The following is a 22,786-nucleotide window of genomic DNA, read 5'->3' as shown; positions in this document are numbered from 1 at the left end:
GTGAGTGAGAGCTTCTTCGCTCGCACGCCCGACATGGTCGCGGCCGACCTTATCGGCTGCACACTGCTGGTCGATGGCGTCGGCGGCCTGATCGTCGAGACCGAGGCCTATGACCAGGCTGATCCCGCGTCGCATAGTTTTGCCGGCCCGACGCGGCGCAACGCCAGCATGTTCGGGCCGCCAGGCCGCGCCTACGTCTACCGCTCCTATGGCCTGCACTGGTGCGTCAACATCGTCTGCCTGCCGGGATCCGCGGTGCTGATCCGGGCACTCGAGCCGACAGCGGGCCTCGAGACCATGCGCGCGCATCGCGGCATCCGTGATGACCGTCTGCTGTGCGCGGGCCCCGGCCGGGTGTGCCGGGCCCTCGGCATCACCGGAGCCCACGACGGCATGGCGCTGGACGCACCGCCGTTCGCCGTCGTGCCGCGCACGGTGCCGGCCGCGGTCGTCGCCGACCGCCGCATCGGCATCATCCGGGGCGTCGAAACGGCATGGCGATTCTCGCTTGCCGGCTCCAAATTCGTCAGCCGCCCGGTCCGGCGCTAGCCATCCGTCCCTGCAAGCGAAGCAAGCGCGGGAGGCGGCCTTCCCCCTGCATCTGCCGATAAAGCCTTGACGTTCCCGCCCAAGGACGGCATTGCCGCGACCATCATGGATACTACGGTAATCACACCCAAGCTTGCCGGCGCGTCGGCCCGGCGCATTCTCGCCGCCAGCCTCGTCGGCACTGCCGTCGAATTCTACGATTTCTACGTCTATGCGACGGCGGCGTCGCTGGTCTTCGGGCCGCTGTTCTTTTCCGCGGCGTCGGCCTCGACACAGCTGCTGGCCGCCTATGCGAGTTTCGGCATTGCTTTCGTGGCGCGCCCCATCGGCGCGTTGGTCTTCGGCCATTTCGGCGATCGCATCGGGCGCAAGTCGACCCTGGTGGCGTCGCTGCTCTTGATGGGCGCCTCGACGGTGCTGATCGGCCTGCTGCCGACCTATGCAAGCGTCGGCTGGGCGGCCCCGCTGCTGCTCTGCATCCTCCGCTTCGGCCAGGGCTTCGGCCTCGGCGGCGAGTGGGGCGGCGCGGCGCTGCTCGCAGTCGAGAACGCGCCGCCGGGCTATCGCGCGCGCTACGGCATGGCCCCGCAGCTCGGCGCCCCGGTCGGTTTCATAGCGGCCAACGGCCTGTTTCTCGTGCTCGGCATGCTGCTCACGCCGGCGGAGTTTCTGAGCTGGGGCTGGCGTGTGCCGTTTCTCTTCAGCGCGATCCTCGTGGCAGTCGGCCTCTGGGTTCGCCTCAAGATCACCGAGACGCCGGCCTTCAAGGCGGCGCTGGCCGAGGCGCCGCCGGCTGCCGTGCCGGTCGTCGAAGTGCTGCGCGACTACCCGCGCGAGACGATCTGCGGCACGTTCGCGGTCGTCGCCTGCTTCGCGCTGTTCTACCTCGCGACGGCCTTCGCCCTGGGCTACGGCACCGGCACGCTGCACTACGATCGCCGGACATTCCTCGCGCTGCAGCTTGGGGCGATCCTGTTTCTTGCGGTCGGCATCGTCACCGCGGGCATTTGGTCGGACCGCACCAATCCGCGCCGCGTGCTGATGGTGGGCTGCGCCCTGACGATCGTCGCGGGCTTGGGACTGGCGCCGATGCTGGGCAGCGGCTCGCTGCTGGTGATCGGGCTCTACCTCTCGCTGTGCCTGCTGATTATGGGCTTCGTCTACGGCCCTTTGGGCGCCTGGCTGCCAGGCCTGTTTCCCGCGCGGGTGCGTTACACCGGCGCCTCGCTTGCCTTTAATGTCGGTGGCATTTTGGGCGGCGGCATCGCGCCGATCCTGGCGCAGGCCTTGGCCGATCGCGGCGGCTTGCCCTACGTCGGCGTCTATCTGGCCATCGCAGCGCTCACCAGCCTGGTCGCCTTGGCCTCGATCGGTCGGCGCTAGAGCCTTTTTCCACAAAAGTTGCAGACTTTTGTGATCGAGAAAATGCTCTAACTTTTTGAAAAGAGAGCGATTTCTGATCGCTTTGGTGATCCCACCAAAGCGGAAAGCGCTCTAGAGGACGAAGCACGAAGCGTGCGCAAAGCATTCCTGGCATGCGGCAAAGGTGGTTTCGCGGAGGCCTCGCCATGCCGATATCCAATCCATCGGAAGCGGTGTGGCTGAGCGATTTCAGCGCGCCATCAGGCGTCGAAGTCCCCGTTCCCTCGGATTTGGATGCCGTTCCAAATGCAGGAGAATGTCATGATCATCGAAGGCCTCCTTCTTTTCACCGCCGTGACCGGCGCCCAGGTCCTTCTCGCCCAGGTCGTTGCCGACAAACTCACCGTTTTGGCGAGCAAGAAGACAAGCGAGTTCGACCCGCGGTTTTTCAACGGCCACTAGAGCGCTTTCCGCTTTGGTGGGATCATCAAAGCGATCAGAAATCGCTCTCTTTTCACAAAGTTAGAGCATTTTTTCGATCACAAAAGTCTGCAACTTTTGTGGGAAATGCTCTGATGTCGTCCCGGCGGCTCGTATGGCTGATCGCGTTCAAATCGGCTTTGCAGTCGCCGGTTGGCGGTCCATAGCGGTCTCGGCCTCGGCGAGAAGCCGCTCCTCGTGCTTCTTGAAGAAGCGCCAGAGCAGGATCGCCCCGACCAAAGCGATGGCCAGCGCGGCCCATCCCACGGGGCCCGCGATCCGGTGGATGCCTTCGCCCAGCAGGTAGCCGCCAAAGCCGAAAATGCTGGCCCACAAAATTCCGCCGGCGGCGTTAAACACCAGGAAACGCCAGGGCGCGAGGCGGTTGACGCCGGCCAGCAGGGCCGCGAAGGCGCGCAGCACCGCAACGAAGCGGCCGAAGAAGACGATTGCGCCGCCGTACTTCACGAAGAGGTATTGGCCAAGCTTCTGCTTGCGTTCGTCGAGCCCGACGCCCGGCCCCCAGCGCGTTAGCAGCCGCTGCCCGAATTCGCGGCCGACCCAGAACCCGATGTTGTCACCCAAGATGGCACCGGCCGCGGCGCATCCGACGATCGCCCTGATGTCGAGCCCGTGAGTGGTGCTGGCGTAGATCGACGCGGTGATCAGGATGGTCTCGCCGGGAAGGGGGATTCCCGAGCTTTCCAGCATCACCAGGATGAAGATCGCGGCATAGCCGTAGCTCGACAGCAGATGGCCGATCGTCCCGGGATCGAAGATGTGCACGTTTGGCCTCGCTCGGTCCCGATGTTCAGAGGGCCAACGATCCCGCCAGCAAAAAGTGCCAGGCCCCTACACGTGGCACAAGCATCCTGTTAACGCTGCCGCAGATACGGGGGCGAACGGTTGACCCAGGTTTTCGGACTCTTTTGGCACGCGTGGGCACTCGTTGCGCTGCCCCTCCACCTTGTGATCGCCACGTGGGTGACGATTCATGCCCTGCTGCATAAGCGGGAGGTCGGGTCGGCGCTCGGGTGGATCGGCCTCGCGTGGCTGTCGCCGTTCTTCGGCGGCTTCTTCTATTTCGTGCTCGGCATCAACCGGGTCCGGCGCCGTGCGCATCGCCTCAAGGTGCAGCGGACGGGCCGCGCGAAACCCGGCGATATCGCGGCATCGCGCGTTACCGACCACCTCGCGCCGCTCGAAAGCGCGCTGGGCCGGATCACCGGGCGCTCCACCCGGACCGGCAACGGGTTCGCGATCTACCAGAACGGCGACGAAGCCTACCCGGCGATGCTCGCCGCGATTGCTGAGGCTAAGGTCAGCGTCGCGCTCTCCAGCTATATCTTTCGCACGGACGAGAGCGGCACGCGCTTCATCGACGCCTTGACGGCCGCAAAAGCCCGCGGGGTCGCCGTCTGTGTGATCATCGACGGCGTGGGCGGCGGCTGGGTGATGTCGTCGGCCTACCACAAGCTGCGCCGCGCGGGCATCTCGGCCGGGCGTTTCATGCACTCGCCGCTGCCGTGGCGGATGCCGCTTTTGAACCTGCGCTCGCACAAAAAGATTCTCGTCGTCGACGGCCGCATCGGTTTCACCGGCGGGATGAATATCGCCGACGAGAACGTGCTGGCGCTGAAGCCTAAGGAGCCCGTGCAGGATACGCATTTCCGCGTCGAGGGGCCGTCGGTCGCCCAGTTGATGAGCGCCTTCGCCAGCGACTGGTCCTTCGTCATGGGCGAGGATCTGCAGGGCGAGATCTGGTTTCCGACGATCGCGCCGGCCGGCGACGCCACCGCCCGCGTAGTGACGTCGGGGCCGGACCGCGACGTCGAAAAGATGGAGTTTGCGGCGCTCCAGGCGATCGCCTGCGCGCGCAAAAGCATCCACGTCATGACGCCGTATTTCTTGCCGGACGATCACCTGCTGCTCGCTCTGGCGATGGCAGCGGTGCGCGGGATTGCCGTCGACGTCGTCATTCCCAACAAGAGCAACCATCGTCTCGTCGACTGGGCGACCCGGGCCGCCATCGGTCCGATGATGCGCGACGGCGTCCACGTCTGGCTCGGACCCTCGCCGTTCCGCCACTCCAAGGTGATGGTGATCGACGACGAGTGGAGCCTCATCGGCAGCGCCAACTGGGACATGCGCAGTTTTCGGTTGAACTTCGAACTGTGCATGGAAGTCTACGATCGTCCGCTGGCCGAGGCGTTGCGCACCTTCGTGACGGCGCACCGGGGCGAACGCCTGACGATCGATGCGATCGCCGCCCGCAGCCTGCCGGTGCGGCTCCGCGACGCCGCGGTGCGGCTGATGATGCCGTATCTCTGAGGCGGACCCGACGCATGTTCCGAGATCGTCCGGCGTTGCGTGTCTAATCGAAAAGGTCCGCGTGCGTGCCTGCGCTGACAAAAATCACCTTGCTGCTATCAATCCTGTAAAGAAGCAGAAAGTCGCCGTGGACGTGGCTGTCCCGGCAGTCCTGCCATTGCCCCTTAAGCTCATGGTCCTTCCACACGGCATCAAGCGGACCGTTGTTCGCGATCAGGAGCAGCATGAGTTCCTTGAGCCGCGGCATGTCGAATCGGCCGGACCTGATCAGCCGGTCTCAATCTTTCCGGAATGTCGACGTGTATTCGCATTCTCGCGGCAGCGACGTCCGCTTCGCGCTAGCTGGTTTTTTCAAGGGACTTGAACATATCGTCCGCCGCCTTGAACCGGCGAGGCTTGGCGGAGAGGGCGCGCGCTTCGAGGATGGCCGCTTGCGTCTGAGCGTTCGGGACGCAGAGATCGAGTGGTAAGCGCTGGTCGACGACGATGCGATGCAGAAAAAGCCGCACGGCCTCGGACGGCGTCAACCCGATCTGTTCCAGAACTTTCGTGGCCTCCTGCTTCAGGCGGTCGGCGACCCGAACATGGAGCATTGAGGCGTTTTCGGTAGGGGCTGCCTTGCGGCTTGCCGTCGGTGCGGCGGTCGCGACTCTCTTGGGTATCGTTCGATCGGTGTTCGCGACCGGTCGCTTTCCTTTGGCAGGTGCAACGTCTCTGGCTGCAGCCTTGCCAAGACTTGACGCAGCCTTCGGAAGGGCACCGCGCTTTTTCAAGACCGCTGCCGATTTTTGCGTCGCTCCAACAGGCTCTTTGCGTGCTATTGCAGGCATAAGCGCCTCCTTTAATGATACACGCACTGTATCTTATTAGAGAGACGCGGCAATCCTTTCACGGCAATTTGGAGCCGTGGTGTCGGGGGCGGATACCACCGAAGCAGTGGTGCACATATTGAGCTTCGGGGCGGCTGACGCCTGGACGTGGCCCGTTAAGTGTTGAGCCTCGCGATCGCCCGCCGCAATACATCGGCAATGCCGACCGCTTCGCTCTCGAGCTGCTGCATCGCCTGGGTCGTCTGTGTGCCGACACGGGCGAACGAGGCCACGACCTCGCCGGTGCGCTCGGCCAGCGCCGCCATCCGCTCGGCATCCTGACCTTCGAGCGCGGCGGTAAAATCCCTGGCGGCGCTCCGCGCATTTGCCATCGCGGGCGTCAGCACGGTGATCCCTTCGGCGACCTTGAGCGCGTGGCTGCGCAGGTGCTGCGCGATGATGCTGAGTCCGGCGCCGCGCTGCCCCAAGCGATACGATTTGACGATCGCGTTGGTGCCGATGATCGTCATGTCGATCACCATGGCTGCCACCTGCGCTGCGAGAGCTTCGAGAGTTTCGAAGGTCGACACGATGGAAACGGCGGTCGCGTCGATCGCGACGCGGGACTGTCGGCACGCCTGGATCAGGGCTTCCGCTGTTTTCAGCTTCGGAGCGAGCTCGCCGAGGAACGAGGCGGCCACTTCGCCGCGCGACACCACCAGCGGATTCCTGGGATCGGCGAGCTCTCCGACCCTGGATGCAAGCCGCGCCAGATGCGCCGCAAAATCGTCGGATCCACCAGCGCCGCTGTGAGCCCGTGTGTTCAGGTGTTCCGAGAGCTTTGCACCGATTGCGCGCGCGGCGCTCGCTACATTCGCGGCCGCACCCGCGATGATCTTATGACGCGAGCGAAACGTCGCCACGCTTGCATCGATATCGCACGAGGCCGTTTCGAGCTTGCTCCGATGGGCGCGCTCGAAAGCATCATGTGCCTTCGCGGTCTTCCGCAGCTCGCCGAGCAGCATCGCATGCGTGGCCTGATACTGCTGCAACGTATTCTTGGCTTTGGTCGCGAGACTTTCCAAAGCCTGCCCGAACCCTTCGAGGCTTTCGCCCGGCGCGTCGATCGAGGCCATCTCCACCTTGGCGTTGGAGACCATCGCCACCAGGAGACGGACATCGTCGGCGACGTGGTCGATCCGCTGCGACAGCACGAGATTTTGCGTGATGAGACCCTGCAGGCAGGCGCTCTCGGCCGCCAGACCCGTGCCGATCACGCGGATGTCCTGGGCGACCAGCCCGAGGTTCCAGCTGGCCGCGAACATGTCGCCGGTATCGAGCGTTTCCGCCAAGGCGCCAAAACGGGTCGCAAGGGCATTCAGCCGCGAGACGGCGGGAGCGACCTGCGTAAGGGTCGCGCGGAAGACCGCGTCGCGTTGCCGGGAAACCTTTGCGTGGTCGGCCAAATCGAGGACCGTCGGCTGGCGTGCCGTCGTTTGGGCCGCGCTCATCGGCAGACCAGGCCGCAAGGAGCCGAGACGAAGGATGAAGCGCCGCTGCGCCGCGAGGTCGAGTTCGTCGGCACGCAAACCTCACTTCGTTTCGTCCTGGCAGCATCAGGCTCGCCAAAGCGTCCATCCGAACGCGGCGCAGCATAGGCATTGGCCGCCTAAGCAACGATTAACGCGTTGTATTCAATCGACTTTCAACAATTGTTAGTGCGTTGAGGACGTTGTCCCGGTCCGGCGAGAGCGGGACCGGCTCTGTGTGTCTCCATCCATTGGCATGCGAGGGCGACAGCAGGCCTGGGTCGAATTGTGTTGAAAACACTGTGCCGGAACCCGCTTCGAGAACATGCGATCGCGACGCGTCCGTACCCAATCTGTCACGACGCCGAAGTTTAAAGGCATGAAACCCCGGCATCCCAAGGCGTTCGCCAGACAGCCGGTTCGTATTTGCTCAAATGTCACAAGAATCACGGACCGTTCAAGTCGCTGCCAAGTGGAGTTGACGAATCGACGAAGCAGGCGCGACTTTACTCATGTGGAGCGATCCACAGCCTGCCGATCTGCCTGGGAGTGACTTGAAGACGACGACCAGACCGCATCCCGCGTTCTGCAACATCTTGCGTTGGCCCCACCTGAAGGAGTCTGCTCTTGAGTAAGCGCTTCGATAAACAAAGACGTCGCAACGTCGCAACGGCCGACATCATCGACTTCGGACAGTCGAAATTTCAGAAGGAACGTTTCGTTCCGCCCATCAAAGCGCTCAACCCGACACAGGCCGACTACCTCGACGCTCTTCGCACGAGCCCGCAGGTGGTGGTGTTGGGCCCTGCGGGGACCGGCAAGACCTGGATCGCGGCCACAGAAGCCGCCGACATGTACCGCCAGCGTCACATCGGAAAAATTATCCTCACCCGACCCAACGTCCCATGCGGACGCTCGCTCGGCTTCTTCCCCGGCACGATGGAGGACAAGTTCGCCCCCTGGGCGGCGCCGATCGTCGATGCGATCAAGGACCGCATCGGCACCGCGGCTTACGACATCGCGCTACGCAACGGCGACATCGAGATGGTGCCGTTCGAAGTGATGCGCGGGCGTTCGTGGAAGAACGCCTTCGTGCTGCTCGACGAAGCGCAGAACACCACGCCGGCCGAGATTAAGACCTTCCTCACGCGCGTCGGCGAGGACTGCAAGGTCGTCGTCAACGGCGACGTCGGGCAATGCGATCTGGACGAAGCGAGCGGGCTTTCCGCTGTGCTCAACCTGATCCGCACACGCAATCTGCCGGTGCCGGTGATCGAGTTCTCGATCGGCGACATCGTGCGCTCCGGCCATTGTGCGATGTGGGTGAAGGCGTTTGAGGACGCGCGGATCTAAGGATCAAATGCGCTGATACCGTCATTGCGATCGAAGCGAAGCAACCCAGGGGCAGCAAGACAGCCGTCCCTTAGTGCAGCGGCCGATGGGTTGCTTCGCCTTCGGCTCGCAATGACACTCTCCAAAGCGACGACTTTTCATATTTGATGGTCGCTTGGCGGCCGCCTACCGCACCCGCCAACCCATCTCCCAAAAATCCGCCTCGAGCCGAGTTGCTTCCCGAAATACGGCCAGCAACTCGGTCTCGCGCGCCGGCGTGGCGTAGCGCGTCGCGAGATCGTCCAGCTGCGTCACAGCCTTGTCGGCGACCTCGCGATAGGCGGCGCCGGCATAATCCTCGATCCAAACCCGATAGGGATTGCCGGAATCGGCCGCACCCGGCTCCGCGATCAGCCGCGCCGCTATCTCGGCATAGCCGATGACGCAGGGCGACAGCGCCACCTTCAGCGTCAGCAGGTCGCCGCGCATGCCCGCATCCAGGACATAGCGGGTGTAGGCGAGCATTTCGGCGGCCGGCGTCGCCCGCTCGAGGTCATCTTCCGACAGGCCCCAGGCCGCGCAGAGCTTGACGTGAAGACCCATCTCGACGTCGAGAATGGCGTGCACCGCTTCGGCGGCATCGCGCATGTCGGCGAGCCGCGGCGCCTTGTAGATCGCCAGCGCATAGGCGCGGGCGAACTCGATGAGGAACAGGTAATCCTGGACGAGGTAGTGCCGGAACGCAGCCTCCGGCAGCGTCCCGTCCGCCATCGCCGCCGTGAAGCGATGGTGCGTGTAGGCCCGCCATTCCGGCGCGGCCTTCGCCTTCAGGTCCGCGAAAAAGCTCACGCCGGGACTTCTGTCCCGCGGTAGCCGCCCGCCGCGTCCAGGATCATCCGATGCGCGTGGTCGACAATGTCTTCCAGCGATACGGTCTTGGCGAACATCGCCTTGGCGCGCTGCCGGATTTCGTCACGCGTCGGCAGGGTCGGCATCGCGGGCATGTGCAGCCTGCCGATCATTTCGGCCGAGCGCTGGTAAGCGACGCCATGCGTCATCGCTTCCGGTGCCTGGGCGAAGAATTCGCGGATCGCGGCGATGTGGAAGGTCGCGGCGAGCTGCGCCGCCGAGCGCTCGATCATCTTGGTGCCAAGGCGCTGCTCGTTGCGCAGCACGGCTTCCGGCGGGCTCTTCATGTCCCAGACCACCCCGCACCAGGAGAGGACCACCAGGATGTAGAAGGTCGGATCGATCTCCCACCAGCGGAATCCCTGACGGACGCTGCTCTGAAAGGCATGATGATTGTTGTGCCAGCCCTCGCCGAAGGTGAACAAGGCGAGCAGCCAGTTGTTGCGGGAATCGTCGCCGGTCACGTAGCGCTTGCGCCCGATGACATGGGCCAGCGAGTTGATGCAGAAGGTGGCGTGGTAGAGCAGCACGGTGCTCCACAGGAAGCCGACCACGAGCCCGGACCAGCCGCCGATCAGGAAGGCGACAAAGCCCATGACGACGGCAGGAGCGAGTTCGAAGCGATGCAGCCAGAGAAGCTCGGGGTAGCGGGTGAAATCGGCGACCTTGGCAAGGTTCGTCTCGTCGTGGCGCTTGGCGAAGATCCAACCGACATGGGCGTAGAGAAAGCCGCGCTGGCGCGGCGAATGGACATCGTTCTCGGTGTCGGAGTGAAGATGATGGTGCCGGTGCTTGGCAGCCCACCACAGCACGCTCTTCTGCGTCGTGCTCTGCGCGAGGCAGGCGAGGATGAACTGGAACACCCGGCTGGTAGCGAAGGATCGGTGCGAAAAATAGCGATGATACGCGGCGCCGATCGCGAAAATCCGGATGACATACAACGCCAGACAGATCCACAGCGCCGTCGCGCTGACGCCCGTCCAGATTGCGGCAAAGCAGGCGATATGAACCAGGATGAAAGGGATCGCCGAGGGGTAGAGGATATCGTCGTCGTAGGGAGTGTCGGTCTTTGGGTCGGTCACGGATATGCCTTCGTTCGCGGTCCATCGTCAGTTCAGGCATCCGGCGAAAGATCGCGGCCTGCCTTGGCATTTTAGGCGAGGGGCGGGTGCAAGGATATGCCGCCTCCCCCAAATTCGTCCGCATGCCCGACCGTGTTCGATCCGGCAGCGATTCGGACGCCCAGGTGATAGACTTTGATTGGGACCGCGCGAAGGCGGCACAGCGGGCGACGGTCCAAGGCCCATGAAAAAAAAGGCCGCCGAGCTTGCGCCGGGCGACCGAGATGTCGAGGTTGCCTTTGACGCCGGCCTGCGCCCCGCCGCTTTGGGGAGCGACGAAGACCATGTAACAGCCTTAGCTAACGCGGCATTGGTTTGGCCGTAAAGCATGATCTTGCGCCGACCCGCATATAGGGAAGACTTCGCGCCGGCCTCGGGAAGTTCCGGCAAGACCGCCCTGTCGATCCGCGAATCTTCGCCTGGATCTGGGCCGCCTCTTCGGTGCATCATCGTCGAAAAGCGCGGTTAGGTGCTACAAGCGTTGCTCGGGAGCGGAAGCGTCGTGGCCAAGGTTCAGTCTTCCAGCGCGGCATGGCCCTCCAAGTGCGCCGAACGCCTAGGGCGTGCATGAGCGGGCCGCGGCGGATTCTGGCGATCGACCAGGGCACGACATCGACGCGCAGCATGGTCTTCGACGCCGCTGCCATCCCGATCGCAATCGCACAACGGGAATTCCCGCAACATTACCCGCGGGATGGCTGGGTCGAGCACGACCCCGAGGACATCTGGCGCGATACGCTCGCCACGATGCGCGAGGCGATGGCCGGCGCGGGCGGCGACCGGACGATCGAGGCGATCGGCATCGCCAACCAGCGCGAGACCGTGGTGCTGTGGGACCGCGCCAGCGGGCAAGCCGTTTATAATGCCATCGTCTGGCAGGACAGGCGGACCGCCAAGGTCTGCGCCGCGCTGAAGGCGGCCGGGGCCGAAGCGCTCGTCCGCGCCCGCACCGGCCTGCTTCTCGACCCCTATTTCTCCGCAACCAAACTGGGCTGGCTGCTCGACGAACTGCCGGGCGTCCGCGCCCGGGCGGAGCGGGGCGAGCTCGCGTTCGGCACCATCGACACGTTCCTGTTGTATCGGCTGACCGGCGGGCGGGTACACCTGACGGACGCCACCAACGCCTCGCGCACCTTGCTGTTCGACATCCATCGGCAGCGCTGGGACGACGACTTGCTGCGGCTCTTCCACATCCCCGCCGCCATCCTGCCAGGGGTGTGCGACAATAGTTTTGTCTTCGGCGAGACGGACAAAAATCTGTTTGGCCGATCCATCCCGATCGCCGGCATGGCCGGCGACCAGCAGGCGGCGATGATCGGGCAGACCTGTTTTGCGGCGGGACTTGCCAAGGCAACCTACGGCACCGGCTGCTTCATGCTGCTGAACACCGGCGAGACGCCCGTGCTTTCCAACAATCGCATGCTGACCACCACGGCCTATCGCCTGGATGGCAAGCCGATCTATGCCCTGGAAGGCGCGATCTTCGTTGCAGGCGCGGCGGTAAAATGGCTGCGCGACGGCGTCGGCGTCATCACCGATGCCTCGCAGACGCACGACATGGCAACCGCGGTTGCCGACAACAACGGCGTCTATATGGTGCCGGGTTTCGTTGGCCTCGGGGCGCCGCACTGGGACCCGGACGCTCGCGGTTTGATTTGTGGCCTGACCTTCAGCGCCACCGCTGCGCATCTCGCGCGCGCCGCTCTGGAATCCGTAGCCTACCAAACCTTGGATCTGGCGCAGGCGATGGCGAGCGACGGCGCGGGTAACACCAAAACCGTGCGCGTCGATGGCGGCATGGCCGCCAACGATTGGTTCTGCCAATTTCTCGCCGACATGCTGCAGGTCGACGTCGAGCGCCCGCATTGTCTCGAGACCACGGCCCTGGGCGCGGCGTTTCTCGCTGGCCTCGCCACGGGGCTGTGGCCGGACACGGCGAGCCTGGCCGCGACATGGCGCTGCGAGCGCCTGTTTCGGCCGCGCATGGCGGCCGCGCCGCGGGCGGCGATGATTAAGGGGTGGCGCACGGCCGTCCGGCGCAGTTTGCTGCGGGAGGAGCTTGGCTGAATTTTTGGGACGGTTAAAACCCGCTGAAATCAGGCTTTCGCCGCTCCGCGAATGCGGCAAACGCCTCCCGCGCCTCGGGACTTTTCAGCCGGTCCTCGAACGCCACCATTTCCGCCTTCATGCGCCCTGCAATCGCTTCGGCGTCACGCATCAAGCGCTTGGTCTGCGCCAGGGCGCCAGGCGGCTTGTCCGCGAGCATGGTCGCGGCGGCCATCGCTTGGCTCATGAGCTCGTCGGGCGGGACGACGCGGTTGGCGAGCCCCCAGCTCATCGCGGTGTGGGCGTCGATGCGCTCGCCGAGCGCGAACATGGCGAAGGCCTGGACATAGCCGATGCGGGCCTGAAGCAGCAGACTGGAGGCGGCTTCGGGCACCAGTGCGAGATCGACGAAGGGCACGGAAAGCGTTGCCGTCTCCGAAAGGACGACAAGGTCGCAATGCAGCAGCATCGTCGTGCCGATGCCGACGGCAAGCCCCGGTACGGCCGCCACGATGGGCTTTTCGAAGGTCGAGAGCGCCGCGAGGAAGCGATGCACCTGCATGTCCGCCCGATCAAGGGCGCCTGCGGCGATCGCGGCGAAGTCGCCGAGATCATTGCCCGCGGTAAACGTGTCGCCGGCCGCGGTGATCAGGACGCAGCGAACGCTAGGGTCATGCCGAGCCCGCTCGAGCGTGTCGGCGAGCTCGCCATACATCGCATTGGTCAGGGCGTTCTTCTTGTCGGGGCGGGCGATGGTGACGGCGAGCACGGCGCCCGTGCGGGCTTCCGCAATATGTCCCATGTGTCCTCCCGTTGGTGCCTGGCGCGCGTCCGGCCGCGGAGAATCCTACGCGGTCCGCCGCGGAAAAGAAGGCTAGGCTTTCGTCCGAAGGGCGGCCGCGCTGGTCTGTTTCCGGCAGGCACGTGGTTCGCGTGGCGTCGCGGCTGAAGCGTGAGGCGAACCTGCCTGCGCTTTCACGCTCCCGCGGCCCGGTCATGCAGCATCGCATCGAACGCCGTCTTGATCGCTTCGACGAACGGAATCTTGTAGGGAAAGTCCGCATTGTTCTGATGCACCAGCATCGACGTGTTGACCTCGAACACGATGAGGTTCCCGGCCCGATCGAGACCGCAGTCGATGCCGAAAAAGTCGAGGCCGACGCGGTCCCGGATGGCGCGAAGCGCCGCGTAATGGCGTTTCTCGAACACATGGGTCGGATCTTGCAGGAATGCGTGCTCTTCCTGCTTCATCCAGTCCACGTCGATCATGCCGGTGGCCGCGTGGTGCACCTTCCAGGATTCGCCGATGGCGAGATGGTACGGCATCACGCGATCGCCGACGAAGATGAAGCGGTACTTTCGGAAGAAGCCGTCGGGCGAGACGTAGTCCAGGTACTCGATGATGTAGTGATCGGTGGCCGGGCGAAGCGCGATGAACGCCTCGAGGGCCTCACGATCGCCGATCTTTTCGAAATCGTCGCCGCCATGCGTGCCGACCGGCCGCACCAGCAGCGGAAACGCCATGCACGGCGCGATGTCCGCGTGCGCGTCCGAGCTCCTGTGGCGAAGGGTTTGCGGCACGCGGACGTCGGGCAGCCCGGCCAGCAAAAGGGCAATGGCATCGCGCGTCGTTTGCTCGACCTGTCGCGGATGATTGATTGTCGGCAAACCAAGCGCATCGACGAGTTCGGCCGCGACCGGCAGCAGGCTCTGGCCGCGATCCGCGTCGGAGACGAGATTGATGACGATGTGTCCGCTGCGTCGAAGCTCTTCGATGTCGTAGCGCGTGTCGGCAAACAACAGCAGGATATGGGCTTCGTAGGCCGGGCGGTCGGTGAGGTAGATGATCGGCGTGTTGGCCATTACGGGCGCGCATAGCATCAACGCCGAAAAGGTCGGCGGTTCTTGCCTCGCCGGTCGGCGGATCAAGCGCTGCACCGTGGCGGCCCGCGCGTAGTCGCGTTCGGCCGCGACGAGATCGCCCATCGCGTGTTTGATGCCGCCGATCCAGTACAGGCTGTCCGCATTCTTGGGGTCGATCGCGTTGGCCCGTTCGAAGCAGTCCAGCGCGAGCGTGAATTGCTGCAGCATGAAATGCGCTTTGCCGAGTTCGTTGAGGACGAAGACGCTGTGCGGCTGTTCTGCCGACAGGCTCGACAGAACGGCAAAGCATTCATCGTATTGTTCGGTCGAACGCAGCGCGAGCGCGAGGTTGAGGCGCGCCGACCAGTGCCGAGGGTCGCCCTGCAGCGCGGCTCGGTAGGCGTCGATGGCATCGCCGTAATGTCGCTGCTTGTAGTGAGCGTTGCCGGCGAGGACAAGCGCATCGAGCGCGGAAGCCGGAGGCTCGAGTGTGTTGCCGTCGGCAGGGCCGTGGTCGCGGGACACGCTGTCCGGCGCGTCCGGTCTCTGGATCGTCATTGCGTTCGGCCATCCTCTGTCGCAGGCCGTTGTAAGCGACGCGGCGATCCCATGTCATCAGGATGCCGTGAACCGGCGAGCCTGTGGCCGGCCGCCATGCCTTGCAGCCGGGATGGGTGGCGGATGGGTGAAAGTCAGTCGAGAACGGTTAGGTGTTCCAGGTCGACGGTGCCCTGCTGGCTGGTGAAGGTGGGAGACGCTGCAGTGCCGTTCTGCTGCGAGACGCCGCTGATCTGATGGTCGCCGCTGTCGTAGGTCTTGCGCGTGCCGCCGCGTTCGACGAGAAGGCGCTTTTTCGCGGGGAAAAAGGCGTAGCGGAGGTCGTCCTGGGAACCGCTGCTTGCCGGCTCGCCGAGATCTTTCGGCCACCAGGCTTCGCCTGACGCCATCGGGGCCATGGGCTTCATGGGCGCCATAGGCTTCATCGGTTTCATGGGTTCCATCGCGAGGCCTCCAGCGTCTTCAGCGACAAGCAGAATCCGCCGCCAGCGGTTCCGCAAATGACGTCAAAGCTGGAAAAGGCCTCTTACCGACCGCCGCCGATCTGGATTTGACGACCTCAAGGGACCAGCTGGTTCCGAGGCACTCAAGGGATCGACGGGGGTCAGAGAGGTACGGGGCCTAAAAAGGTCATCGGAGCCAGTACATCCGTGGCTTCCGCTCCCGTCCAAAACCAAGATGAGGCCTTCGCCGCCAAATTGCAAGCCCTGGTTTGCGAATCAAATGCGAACGGGGCTCAGGCCTTGCCGATCATGCCGCTGATCTTCGTCGTCAGGGCCTCCATGGTGAAAGGTTTGGTCATCACTTCGAGGCCGGTCTCCAACTGGCCGCTGCCTATGACGGCGGTCTCCGCGTAGCCGGTGATGAACAGCACTTTCAGGCCGGGCCGCAGCGCACGTCCGGCATCGGCGACCTGGCGGCCGTTCATCCCGCCGGGCAGGCCGACGTCGGTGATCAGCAAGTCGAGGCGCGTGCTCGACTCCAGCACCTTCAGGCCGGCGCTGCCGTCCGGGGCCTCGATCGCGATATAGCCCAGATCCTCCAGCACCTCGGTGATGAGCATGCGGACCGTCGGTTCGTCGTCAACGACCAGAACCGTCTCACCCTGTTCGGCGCGCTGCATCGCGATGCGGGATGCGGGCGTCGTGGACTCGTCCGTCTCGCCGAGATGGCGCGGCAGGTCGATACACATCTTGGTACCGCAATTAACCCGTGAATCGATATGCACCTGACCGCCGGATTGGCGGGCGAAGCCGTAGATCATGGACAGGCCGAGCCCGGTGCCCTGGCCGAGCGGCTTGGTGGTGAAGAAGGGGTCGAAGGCGCGTTTGATGACGTCAGGCGCCATGCCGGTGCCGGTATCGGCGACGCAGAGCGACACATAGGCGCCGGGCGGGATGTCGCGTTCGGCCGCGGTCCGCTCGTCCATCCAGGTGTTGGCCGTCTCGATCGTCAGCCGGCCGCCGTCGGGCATCGCGTCGCGGGCGTTGATGCACAGATTGAGCAAGGCATTTTCGAGCTGGTTGGGGTCGACCAGCGTCGTCCAGAGGCCGGCCGTCTCGACAATGGTGACGTCGACCGCCGGGCCGACCGATCGGCGAATCAGGTCCTCCATGCTGGCGATCAGGCGGTTGATGTCCGTCGTCTTCGGGTTCAGCGTCTGCCGCCGCGAGAAGGCCAGCAACCGATGCGTCAGCGCCGCCGCGCGTGTCGAGGCGCCCTGCGCGGCGCCGATGTAGCGGTCGAGATCGGTGTAGCGGCCCTGGGCGAGCCGGGTGCTTAGCATGTCGAGGCTGCCGGTAATCCCCGTCAGCAGGTTGTTGAAGTCGTGGGCCAAGCCGCCGGTGAGCTGGCCGACCGCTTCCATCTTCTGCGACTGGCGGAGCTGGTCTTCCAACAGCTTGCGGTCGGTGATGTCGCGGCCGGCGGCATAAAATTCGTCGCCTTCGGGAATGCACGTCCAGCTGAACCACCGATAGGCGCCGTCCTTGGCGCGCAGCCGTAGGTCGACGTCGCGGATCACCAGACCCTGTGACAGCTGGGAATATTGCTCCGTGGCGAACGGGATGTCCTCGGGGCAGATGATGGCGTCGATCCGCATGCCGAGAAGTTCGTCGGGCGCGTAACCCAGGGACTCCTGCCACGCCGGATTGGCGCTGCGATAGAAACCGTCGAATCCGCAGAGCACAAACAGATCCTGGCTGGTGCGCCAGACCCGGTCGCGCTCGCGGGTCCGCTCCTCGACGCGGCTTTCGAGCGTCTCGTTGAAGGTGCGCAGCCGTTCCTCGGTCCGTTTCGCTTCGGTCACGTCATAGATGACGCCGACGAACCGCAGGCCCGACGAGACCGCGTCCCGAAGATATTCGCCGCAGCGCTTGACCCAGCGGGTTTCGCCGGTGTCCGGGCGGGTAATGCGGAACTCGGCCTGAATAGCGACGCCGGCTTCGGGCCGCACAGCAATGTCGATGATCAGCGGGTCGCGCGGATCGACGACGGCATTGATCGTGCGCAGCGGCAGATCGTTGGCCGGATGCAGGCCGAGTAGCGCGCAGAATTGCGCCGAGACGGCGGCGGTGGCGAAGCCGTCGATGTATTCGAACGTTCCGATGCCGCCGGCGGTCTGCGCGATCCGCAGCTGTTCTTCGACACGCTTCTGCTCGGTAATGTCGACGAGGACGCCGTCGAAATGCGTCGGCTGGTCCTGGGCATCGAAGTGACATCGACCCCTGGCATGAACCCAGCGCATGGACGCGTCGGGCGCAAGAAGCCGATATTCCTTGGAAAACAGCTCGGCGCCGCGCAGCATGCCCCCAACCGCGAGGCGGATCCGCGTCGCGTCGTCGGGATGGATGATCGAAAAGAAGGTTTTTGGCCCGATGCCGGCTGCGGCCTGCTCCGGCGTCAGCCCGTAGAGCGCCGCGAAATGCGCGTCCCCGACGATGGATCCGGTCGCGATGTCCCAGTCCCACGCCGCTGCCGCGCCAGAAGCGGAGAGGGTGGTCCGCAAGCGCTCCTTCACGGCGTCGAGCCGATCGGACGCTGGGGCGTTGATGCGTGCCTCCAGGGGGGCAGTCGGGGCTGTGTCACTCATGGTCGTTGAGAGAAGTCATTTGCGCGCATGGAAGTTCAGCCGCCTTGGCCCATGTCGTCATCCATGACGCGGGCGATGAACTCTCCGACCAGTATTTTGAGCGCAATCAGGGACGGAACGTCCATCAACATCGCGATGTAGCCGCGGATGTCGCGGTCGCGCACGGAAAAATTTATGTAGAGGAACAGCACGAGACCGGCACCGTCGATCGCGTCGGGCGGCTCGAGCAATTGCTTGCCGTCGCCGCGCGTGACCTCCGGCAGCGACATGGTAAGCGACTGCTGCAGCATGTTCGCCATCGTCGCGAGACAGCCGTTGAGGATGACGTTACCGGTTTCGGCCAGCGCCTCGGTTTCCATCGCTGCGACCTCGTCGTCCGACGCGTCCGGCCCCAGAACGGCGCGGACCAGTTCAAAACTGTTCGTCTGCGGAAAGATCAGCAGCGCACGTCCGGAGAAGGCGCCGGAAAAATCCTGGCGCACAGCGACGAGATCGGTGCTTTCGCGCTCCCCGATCACCGCTGCCGCGGCCTTGTGGGTGATCACTTCGACGGATGGAACCGATAGCATAACCTGCTCGCCGACCATCTTGCGCAGCGCGACGGCGGCTCGGCTGACGCCGATATTGACGAGTTCAGTAAGGGCGTCGCGCTCCAGATCGCTGAGAGCGATATCCGAAGGGGTCACTTGGCCTCGGCTCGGAGCCTGAGCGCCGCGCCCGACAGAAAGCCGCGAAGCCCCTCTTCGGTCAGCGGCTTGCTGACGAACGTCGCGTTGAGGGCCCGCGCCCGGGCGATGATCTCGTCCTGCACGTTGGCGGTGATCAGGGCGATCGGCAGCGTCGGATGCAGCACGCGCAACTCGCCGGCCAGCTCAAGCCCGTTCTTGCCCGGCATGTTGAAGTCCAGAAGGACCACGTCGATCCGGCGCTCGGCGACCAGCGTCAAGGCTTCGTCGGCGCTGGAGGCCTCGACGCGCTGCCAATCCGGCTGCAAGGCGGTGATCGTCTTGCCGGCCACGATGCGGGCCAGCTTGCTGTCGTCGACGATCAAAACTGTGGTCGTCATGAAAATGCTCCGAATAATCTGAGTTGAGCTTGGTCTCTGGACCTTGGCGATGCGTGGGATTGGGCGGGATCGAACACGTCCGCTGTGAGTGCGCTACCCTCAAGCGATTGTCTAGCGGACTCACGCCAAAGTCAGCAGCGGGATCAACCACGTGCGAAGGAATGGGTCACCGGGTTGGCCAGTTATCGGCGGCCGAAGCGCTAGCAGCACCTGGACGATGGCCGCATGCAGCGGGCCGGCCCCGGTCAGGTCGACGGCGCGGCGGGGGTCCGCGCGCAACAGCATCAAGAGAGGCTCGGCGTCCTCGACGCGGCAGGGCCCGTCGAGCCGGACCCGATCGCCCTCCAGCCTCACGCTCATCCCAGCAGCTCCGGCAGATCGAGGATCATCATCACACGGCCATCCCCAAGCAGCGCCGTGCCGAGCACGCCGGTCATGCCTGACAGCAATCCCGTCATCGGGCGGAGCAGGACATCGATCCGCTCGGCAAAGCCATCGACCTCTATGCCGATGCGCTGATCGCCCGAGGCGACGATCAGAAGTTTGACATCGGTCGCGCGAGGCGCGCCCGCGACGTTCAGCAGCGAGGCCAGACTGACCAGCGGAATCGTGGCATCGCGCAGGACGAAGGCTTCGCCGCTGCGGATCGGGATGATCCGGTCGGTCGCGACGCGTGCCGTCTCGGCGATCGTCTCCATCGGGATGCCAAACCGGTCGGTGCCGACGCGGACCGTCATGACGGTCGAGACGGTCGCCGCCTGCGGCAGGCTGAGACGAATGGTCGAGCCGCTGCCCAGCGTGCTCGCGATGGTGACGCGGCCGCCGAGTGCCACGACCTTTGAGCGGACCGCATCCATGCCGACGCCGCGCCCGGAAATGTCGGTAATTGCGGCTGCGGTGGTAAAGCCGGGGGCGAAAATCAGGTCCAGCGCGGCGGTGTCGTCGAGCGCGGCCAGTGCCGCGTTGCTCATCAGGCCGCGCGTCTTGGCGATAGCCCGGAGCCGAGCCGGATCGATTCCGGCGCCGTCGTCGGTCACCGTGACGACGATCTGACCATTGTCGCGCCGCGCCTCGAGGCTTATCGTGCCGCTTGCGGGCTTGCGTTGTGCGAGCCGGGTCGCCGCGTCCTCGATCCCGTGGTCGACGGCGTTGCGCAGCACATGCAGCAACGGCTCGAACAGGCCGTCGACGATCCCCTTGTCGGCCTCGACATCGTCGCCCACGGTCTCGAAATTCACAGTCTTGCCGAGCTTTCCGGCGATCTCGCGAACGAGACGGGGAAAGCGGCGGAATGTCTGGGCCAATGGCACCATGCGGACGCGCATGACGTCGCGATGCATATCGCCGACGAGCCGGGCGATGTCCGCCTGACTGGCGTCGAGCGCCCGCCCGAGCGTGGCATCCTTTTCCGCGACCTGGGCGGCGAGGTGGGCCAAGGCGTTCTTCGCGACGATCAACTCGCCGACGATGTCCACCAGCGCGTCGATGCGTCCGGCTTCGACGCGGAGGGTGCGCGTGGCGATTTCGCCGGACCCTTGCGGCTGCTCGATGGACGTCGCTGCGACGTTGCCGGGCGCAACCTCGATCACGACGACCTGGTCGGCGACGAAGCGAAAAACGGCACGGATGTCGTCGACCGGCGCAGTGCTCAGCGCTTCGATGATCAGGTTGCAGGCATAGGGATCGAGCGTCGGTGCGTCCCAGGCGTCGCGGGCGCTCAAGCCGAACGCGACCAGTCCCGGAATGGCGCGCGCCAGCGCCATCGGATCGTCGCCGAGGAAGAAGCAATCGCTGCTCGGCGTGTAGCGCAAAGCGACGAGGGCATGGTTCGCGGCGCGTGTCACCGTGACGGCGTCGGCGGCGCGATCGAGAAACGGCGGCAGCCAGGACGGGTCTTCGGTCGTCGCCGGTGCGTGGGCGACAGCGACGTCCCGCGCCATCGTCGCCTTCAAGGCGGACTGGAGACGGCGACTGTCCTCGTCCGCGCCTTGCGGCAAACTCCCGGCGGCGGCGATTGCCTCGATCCACGTCTCGCTGCAACTGATGCAGTCGAGAAGGGCATCGATCACCGGTCGGTCGGCAACGAAATGACCGTTACGCACTTGCCCCAGCAGATCTTCCGCGACGTGAAGAACCGCGCCCATCGCGGCGAAATGGAACAGGCCGACGGATCCCTTCAACGTGTGAACCGCGCGAAAAACACTGTCGATGCGGGCGGCATCGGACGGGTCGCGTTCCAACGCCAGCAGGTCGTCGCTCGCCTGCTGTGTGAGTTCGCGCCCTTCGATCAGGAATTGTTCGAGCAGCTCATCCATCACCCCTCCGGGCGCTGGTAGACGACGGCGTCGTCGAAGCGACGGACAGTGAAACGGCTGGAGATCCGGGTCATCGACTCGGTATGGCCGAGGCAGATGAAGCCTTTGGGATTCAGCGCATCATAAAGGTTTTTCGAGGCGTCGAGACGCGACGCCTCGTCGAAATAGATCAGGACGTTACGGCAGAAGATGATGTCGAAACAGCCTTGCGCCGCCATCGCCGCGCGGTCCACGAGATTGACATAGGTGAACTTTACCGACTCGCGCAGATCCTGGATGATCTGGCGGACGCTGTCGTGTGCGGGGGTAAAGTAGCGGTCGGCGACATCGGCCGGCAGGCGCGCCAGCGCCCGGACGCCGTAGTCGCCGACGTGGGCGTCCGCGAGAACGCGGGTATCGATGTCGGATCCGACGATCTCGATGTTGTAGGCATCGACCAGCGGCCAGTTTTCCAGCAGCCAGATCGCGATGGAATAAGGCTCTTCGCCGGTCGCGCAGGGGACCGACCAGATGCGGACGAGGTCGCCCGGCGCCTTGCGCGCGATGACCTCCGGCAGCAGGGCGCGGCTGAGACAGACGAGCTGGCGATCCTCGCGATAAAAGTAGGTTTCGTTGACGGTGAAGCTGTTGATCAGCTGTTCCGTCTCCGGGCCGCCGACACGCAGCAGCGTCATGTAGGCGGCGAAGGACGCGGTCCCGACCACCGCCATGCGGTCGATGATGCGGCGTTCGATGAAGTAGCGCTTGGCCTCGCCGTAGGACATGCCGGTTTGTCGGTAGAGGAAGTCGCAGAAGCGCTGCAGATCCTCGGGGCTAAGCGGCGATTCGGCCGCATTCGACCCGTTCACGAGGCCCACGCCAGCAGGCGGTCGGCGATCGCGTCGACAGGGGTCACGACCTGCGCTCCGCCGGCCTTCACCAGTTCGCCCGGCATGCCCCAGACGATCGCCGTCTCTTCGGCCTCGGCGATGGTGCGGCCCCCCTCTTTCCTGAGGCGGGTCATGGTCACCGCGCCGTCGTTGCCCATGCCGGTCATCAGCACCCCGATCAGGCGCTCGGCGCCGAGGTGCTGCAGGGCCGTGGTCACCAGGCGATCGACGCTCGGATGCCAGCGGAATTCCGGCAGCGACGGCGTTGCCATGACGACGGGGCCCTCCGGACGCAGGCTGACGATCATGTCGGCATCGCCTTTGCCGATATAGACGTGGCCGGGCAGGATCGCCATCGGCCGCGTCACCTCGACGACCGTCACTGCGCAGAGCCTATCGAGCCGGCGCGCCAGCGGGCCGGTGAACGACGCCGGCATGTGCTGGGCCACGAGGATCGGCCAGGGAAAATCGGCGGGCAGAGGAGACAGCAGCAGGTCCAGCGCCGGCGGCCCACCGGTCGAGCAGCCGACCACGACGATCATGTCGGCCGCGGCGG

23 protein-coding genes are annotated in these 22,786 nt (G+C 64.8%); 7 read left to right on the top strand and 16 right to left on the bottom strand.

Translation table 11 applies throughout. The features are described 5' to 3' along the window. The 3 genes from GSQ79_RS14970 to GSQ79_RS14960 all read left to right on the top strand — a co-directional run bounded on the left by GSQ79_RS14970 (position 1) and on the right by GSQ79_RS14960 (position 2,373). Positions 1–549: a DNA-3-methyladenine glycosylase gene (locus GSQ79_RS14970; protein ID WP_158809498.1), complete on the top strand. Its 549-nt coding sequence runs from the start codon at positions 1–3 to the stop codon at positions 547–549. A gap of 105 nt (positions 550–654) precedes the next feature. Then, positions 655–1,932, top strand: a complete 1,278-nt coding sequence (locus tag GSQ79_RS14965) for an MFS transporter (RefSeq protein WP_158809593.1) — start codon at positions 655–657, stop codon at positions 1,930–1,932. A 300-nt stretch (positions 1,933–2,232) separates the two neighbouring features. Beyond that, positions 2,233–2,373, top strand: coding sequence for a hypothetical protein (locus tag GSQ79_RS14960; RefSeq protein WP_158809497.1), 141 nt, complete (start codon positions 2,233–2,235; stop codon positions 2,371–2,373). 147 nt (positions 2,374–2,520) lie between these two features. Here GSQ79_RS14960 and GSQ79_RS14955 read toward each other — a convergent pair whose 3' ends face one another. Continuing rightward, on the bottom strand, positions 2,521–3,102 hold the full coding sequence (locus GSQ79_RS14955) for a DedA family protein (protein WP_158809592.1): 582 nt from the start codon (positions 3,100–3,102) through the stop codon (positions 2,521–2,523). A 258-nt stretch (positions 3,103–3,360) separates the two neighbouring features. Here GSQ79_RS14955 and cls point away from each other — a divergent pair, with 258 nt between their 5' ends. Beyond that, positions 3,361–4,722 (top strand): cardiolipin synthase, encoded by a 1,362-nt coding sequence (cls, locus tag GSQ79_RS14950; RefSeq protein ID WP_256379030.1) that lies wholly within the window; start codon positions 3,361–3,363, stop codon positions 4,720–4,722. 43 nt (positions 4,723–4,765) lie between these two features. On the opposite strand, the gene GSQ79_RS29600 is transcribed toward cls, so the two are convergent. From GSQ79_RS29600 to GSQ79_RS14935, 3 genes are all read right to left on the bottom strand, one after another. Beyond that, positions 4,766–4,990 (bottom strand): type II toxin-antitoxin system YafQ family toxin, encoded by a 225-nt coding sequence (locus GSQ79_RS29600; RefSeq protein WP_256379029.1) that lies wholly within the window; start codon positions 4,988–4,990, stop codon positions 4,766–4,768. Between the two features lie 70 nt (positions 4,991–5,060). Next, the gene (locus tag GSQ79_RS28995) at positions 5,061–5,495 is read right to left on the bottom strand and encodes a type II toxin-antitoxin system RelB/DinJ family antitoxin (RefSeq protein ID WP_210253095.1); all 435 of its coding nucleotides are present in this window, start codon (positions 5,493–5,495) and stop codon (positions 5,061–5,063) included. Positions 5,496–5,707: 212 nt separating this feature from the next. After that, positions 5,708–7,120 carry a hypothetical protein gene (locus GSQ79_RS14935; RefSeq protein ID WP_158809495.1) on the bottom strand — a complete coding sequence of 471 codons (1,413 nt, stop codon included), beginning with the start codon at positions 7,118–7,120 and terminating at the stop codon, positions 5,708–5,710. A 621-nt stretch (positions 7,121–7,741) separates the two neighbouring features. Between GSQ79_RS14935 and GSQ79_RS14930 the strand changes: the two genes are divergently transcribed. Continuing rightward, entirely contained in the window at positions 7,742–8,413 is a 672-nt protein-coding gene (locus tag GSQ79_RS14930; RefSeq protein ID WP_158809590.1) for a PhoH family protein, read from the top strand. Positions 8,414–8,578: 165 nt separating this feature from the next. Here GSQ79_RS14930 and tenA read toward each other — a convergent pair whose 3' ends face one another. Both tenA and GSQ79_RS14920 read right to left on the bottom strand, forming a co-directional pair. Beyond that, entirely contained in the window at positions 8,579–9,241 is a 663-nt protein-coding gene (gene tenA, locus GSQ79_RS14925) for a thiaminase II (RefSeq protein WP_158809494.1), read from the bottom strand. After that, a complete protein-coding gene (locus tag GSQ79_RS14920) occupies positions 9,238–10,383 on the bottom strand; it encodes a fatty acid desaturase (RefSeq protein WP_158809493.1) in 1,146 nt (381 codons plus the stop codon). The genes tenA and GSQ79_RS14920 overlap by 4 nt, the downstream gene beginning before the upstream one ends. 223 nt (positions 10,384–10,606) lie before the next feature. Here GSQ79_RS14920 and GSQ79_RS14915 point away from each other — a divergent pair, with 223 nt between their 5' ends. Both GSQ79_RS14915 and glpK read left to right on the top strand, forming a co-directional pair. After that, positions 10,607–10,747, top strand: coding sequence for a hypothetical protein (locus GSQ79_RS14915; protein WP_158809492.1), 141 nt, complete (start codon positions 10,607–10,609; stop codon positions 10,745–10,747). Positions 10,748–10,989: 242 nt separating this feature from the next. Beyond that, positions 10,990–12,489 carry a glycerol kinase GlpK gene (gene glpK / locus GSQ79_RS14910; protein ID WP_158809491.1) on the top strand — a complete coding sequence of 500 codons (1,500 nt, stop codon included), beginning with the start codon at positions 10,990–10,992 and terminating at the stop codon, positions 12,487–12,489. Between the two features lie 13 nt (positions 12,490–12,502). Here glpK and GSQ79_RS14905 read toward each other — a convergent pair whose 3' ends face one another. The 10 genes from GSQ79_RS14905 to GSQ79_RS29595 form a co-directional block, all read right to left on the bottom strand. Continuing rightward, positions 12,503–13,270: an enoyl-CoA hydratase-related protein gene (locus tag GSQ79_RS14905; RefSeq protein ID WP_158809490.1), complete on the bottom strand. Its 768-nt coding sequence runs from the start codon at positions 13,268–13,270 to the stop codon at positions 12,503–12,505. A gap of 173 nt (positions 13,271–13,443) precedes the next feature. After that, complete coding sequence (locus tag GSQ79_RS14900; RefSeq protein WP_158809489.1) at positions 13,444–14,889, bottom strand: tetratricopeptide repeat protein; 1,446 nt, start codon at positions 14,887–14,889, stop codon at positions 13,444–13,446. A gap of 134 nt (positions 14,890–15,023) precedes the next feature. Further along, positions 15,024–15,296 carry a hypothetical protein gene (locus tag GSQ79_RS14895; RefSeq protein WP_246725345.1) on the bottom strand — a complete coding sequence of 91 codons (273 nt, stop codon included), beginning with the start codon at positions 15,294–15,296 and terminating at the stop codon, positions 15,024–15,026. Between the two features lie 329 nt (positions 15,297–15,625). Continuing rightward, entirely contained in the window at positions 15,626–17,980 is a 2,355-nt protein-coding gene (locus tag GSQ79_RS14890; protein ID WP_158809487.1) for a PAS domain-containing sensor histidine kinase, read from the bottom strand. 35 nt (positions 17,981–18,015) lie between these two features. Then, on the bottom strand, positions 18,016–18,666 hold the full coding sequence (locus GSQ79_RS14885; protein WP_158809486.1) for a chemotaxis protein CheX: 651 nt from the start codon (positions 18,664–18,666) through the stop codon (positions 18,016–18,018). Beyond that, entirely contained in the window at positions 18,663–19,046 is a 384-nt protein-coding gene (locus GSQ79_RS14880) for a response regulator transcription factor (RefSeq protein ID WP_158809485.1), read from the bottom strand. The genes GSQ79_RS14885 and GSQ79_RS14880 overlap by 4 nt, the downstream gene beginning before the upstream one ends. Positions 19,047–19,166: 120 nt before the next feature. Next, a complete protein-coding gene (locus GSQ79_RS14875; protein ID WP_158809484.1) occupies positions 19,167–19,406 on the bottom strand; it encodes a hypothetical protein in 240 nt (79 codons plus the stop codon). Beyond that, positions 19,403–21,361 (bottom strand): chemotaxis protein CheA, encoded by a 1,959-nt coding sequence (locus GSQ79_RS14870; RefSeq protein WP_158809483.1) that lies wholly within the window; start codon positions 21,359–21,361, stop codon positions 19,403–19,405. Before GSQ79_RS14870 ends, GSQ79_RS14875 begins: the two co-directional genes overlap by 4 nt. Beyond that, complete coding sequence (locus GSQ79_RS14865) at positions 21,361–22,209, bottom strand: protein-glutamate O-methyltransferase CheR (protein ID WP_256379027.1); 849 nt, start codon at positions 22,207–22,209, stop codon at positions 21,361–21,363. The genes GSQ79_RS14870 and GSQ79_RS14865 overlap by 1 nt, the downstream gene beginning before the upstream one ends. After that, on the bottom strand, positions 22,206–22,786 hold a 581-nt coding region (locus GSQ79_RS29595), incomplete at its 5' end, for a CheB methylesterase domain-containing protein (protein ID WP_246725344.1). The genes GSQ79_RS14865 and GSQ79_RS29595, both read right to left, overlap by 4 nt.

Origin of the sequence: Beijerinckia sp. L45, assembly GCF_009765775.1 — a bacterium.
In the GTDB taxonomy this organism is placed as follows: Bacteria; Pseudomonadota; Alphaproteobacteria; order Rhizobiales; family Beijerinckiaceae; genus RH-AL1.
This window is presented reverse-complemented; position numbering and strand designations above follow the sequence as displayed.

Bases quoted from the DNA above. Each gene is read 5' to 3' on its own strand.
- GSQ79_RS14870 (WP_158809483.1), bottom strand. From the start codon at position 21,361: ATGGATGAGCTGCTCGAACAATTCCTGATCGAAGGGCGCGAACTCACA.
- GSQ79_RS14915 (WP_158809492.1), top strand. From the start codon at position 10,607: ATGAAAAAAAAGGCCGCCGAGCTTGCGCCGGGCGACCGAGATGTCGAG.
- glpK (WP_158809491.1), top strand. From the start codon at position 10,990: ATGAGCGGGCCGCGGCGGATTCTGGCGATCGACCAGGGCACGACATCG.
- GSQ79_RS14960 (WP_158809497.1), top strand. From the start codon at position 2,233: ATGATCATCGAAGGCCTCCTTCTTTTCACCGCCGTGACCGGCGCCCAG.
- GSQ79_RS14900 (WP_158809489.1), bottom strand. From the start codon at position 14,889: ATGACGATCCAGAGACCGGACGCGCCGGACAGCGTGTCCCGCGACCAC.
- GSQ79_RS14880 (WP_158809485.1), bottom strand. From the start codon at position 19,046: ATGACGACCACAGTTTTGATCGTCGACGACAGCAAGCTGGCCCGCATC.
- GSQ79_RS14955 (WP_158809592.1), bottom strand. From the start codon at position 3,102: ATGCTGGAAAGCTCGGGAATCCCCCTTCCCGGCGAGACCATCCTGATC.
- GSQ79_RS14905 (WP_158809490.1), bottom strand. From the start codon at position 13,270: ATGGGACATATTGCGGAAGCCCGCACGGGCGCCGTGCTCGCCGTCACC.
- GSQ79_RS14895 (WP_246725345.1), bottom strand. From the start codon at position 15,296: ATGAAGCCCATGGCCCCGATGGCGTCAGGCGAAGCCTGGTGGCCGAAA.
- GSQ79_RS14965 (WP_158809593.1), top strand. From the start codon at position 655: ATGGATACTACGGTAATCACACCCAAGCTTGCCGGCGCGTCGGCCCGG.
- GSQ79_RS14875 (WP_158809484.1), bottom strand. From the start codon at position 19,406: ATGAGCGTGAGGCTGGAGGGCGATCGGGTCCGGCTCGACGGGCCCTGC.
- GSQ79_RS14890 (WP_158809487.1), bottom strand. From the start codon at position 17,980: ATGAGTGACACAGCCCCGACTGCCCCCCTGGAGGCACGCATCAACGCC.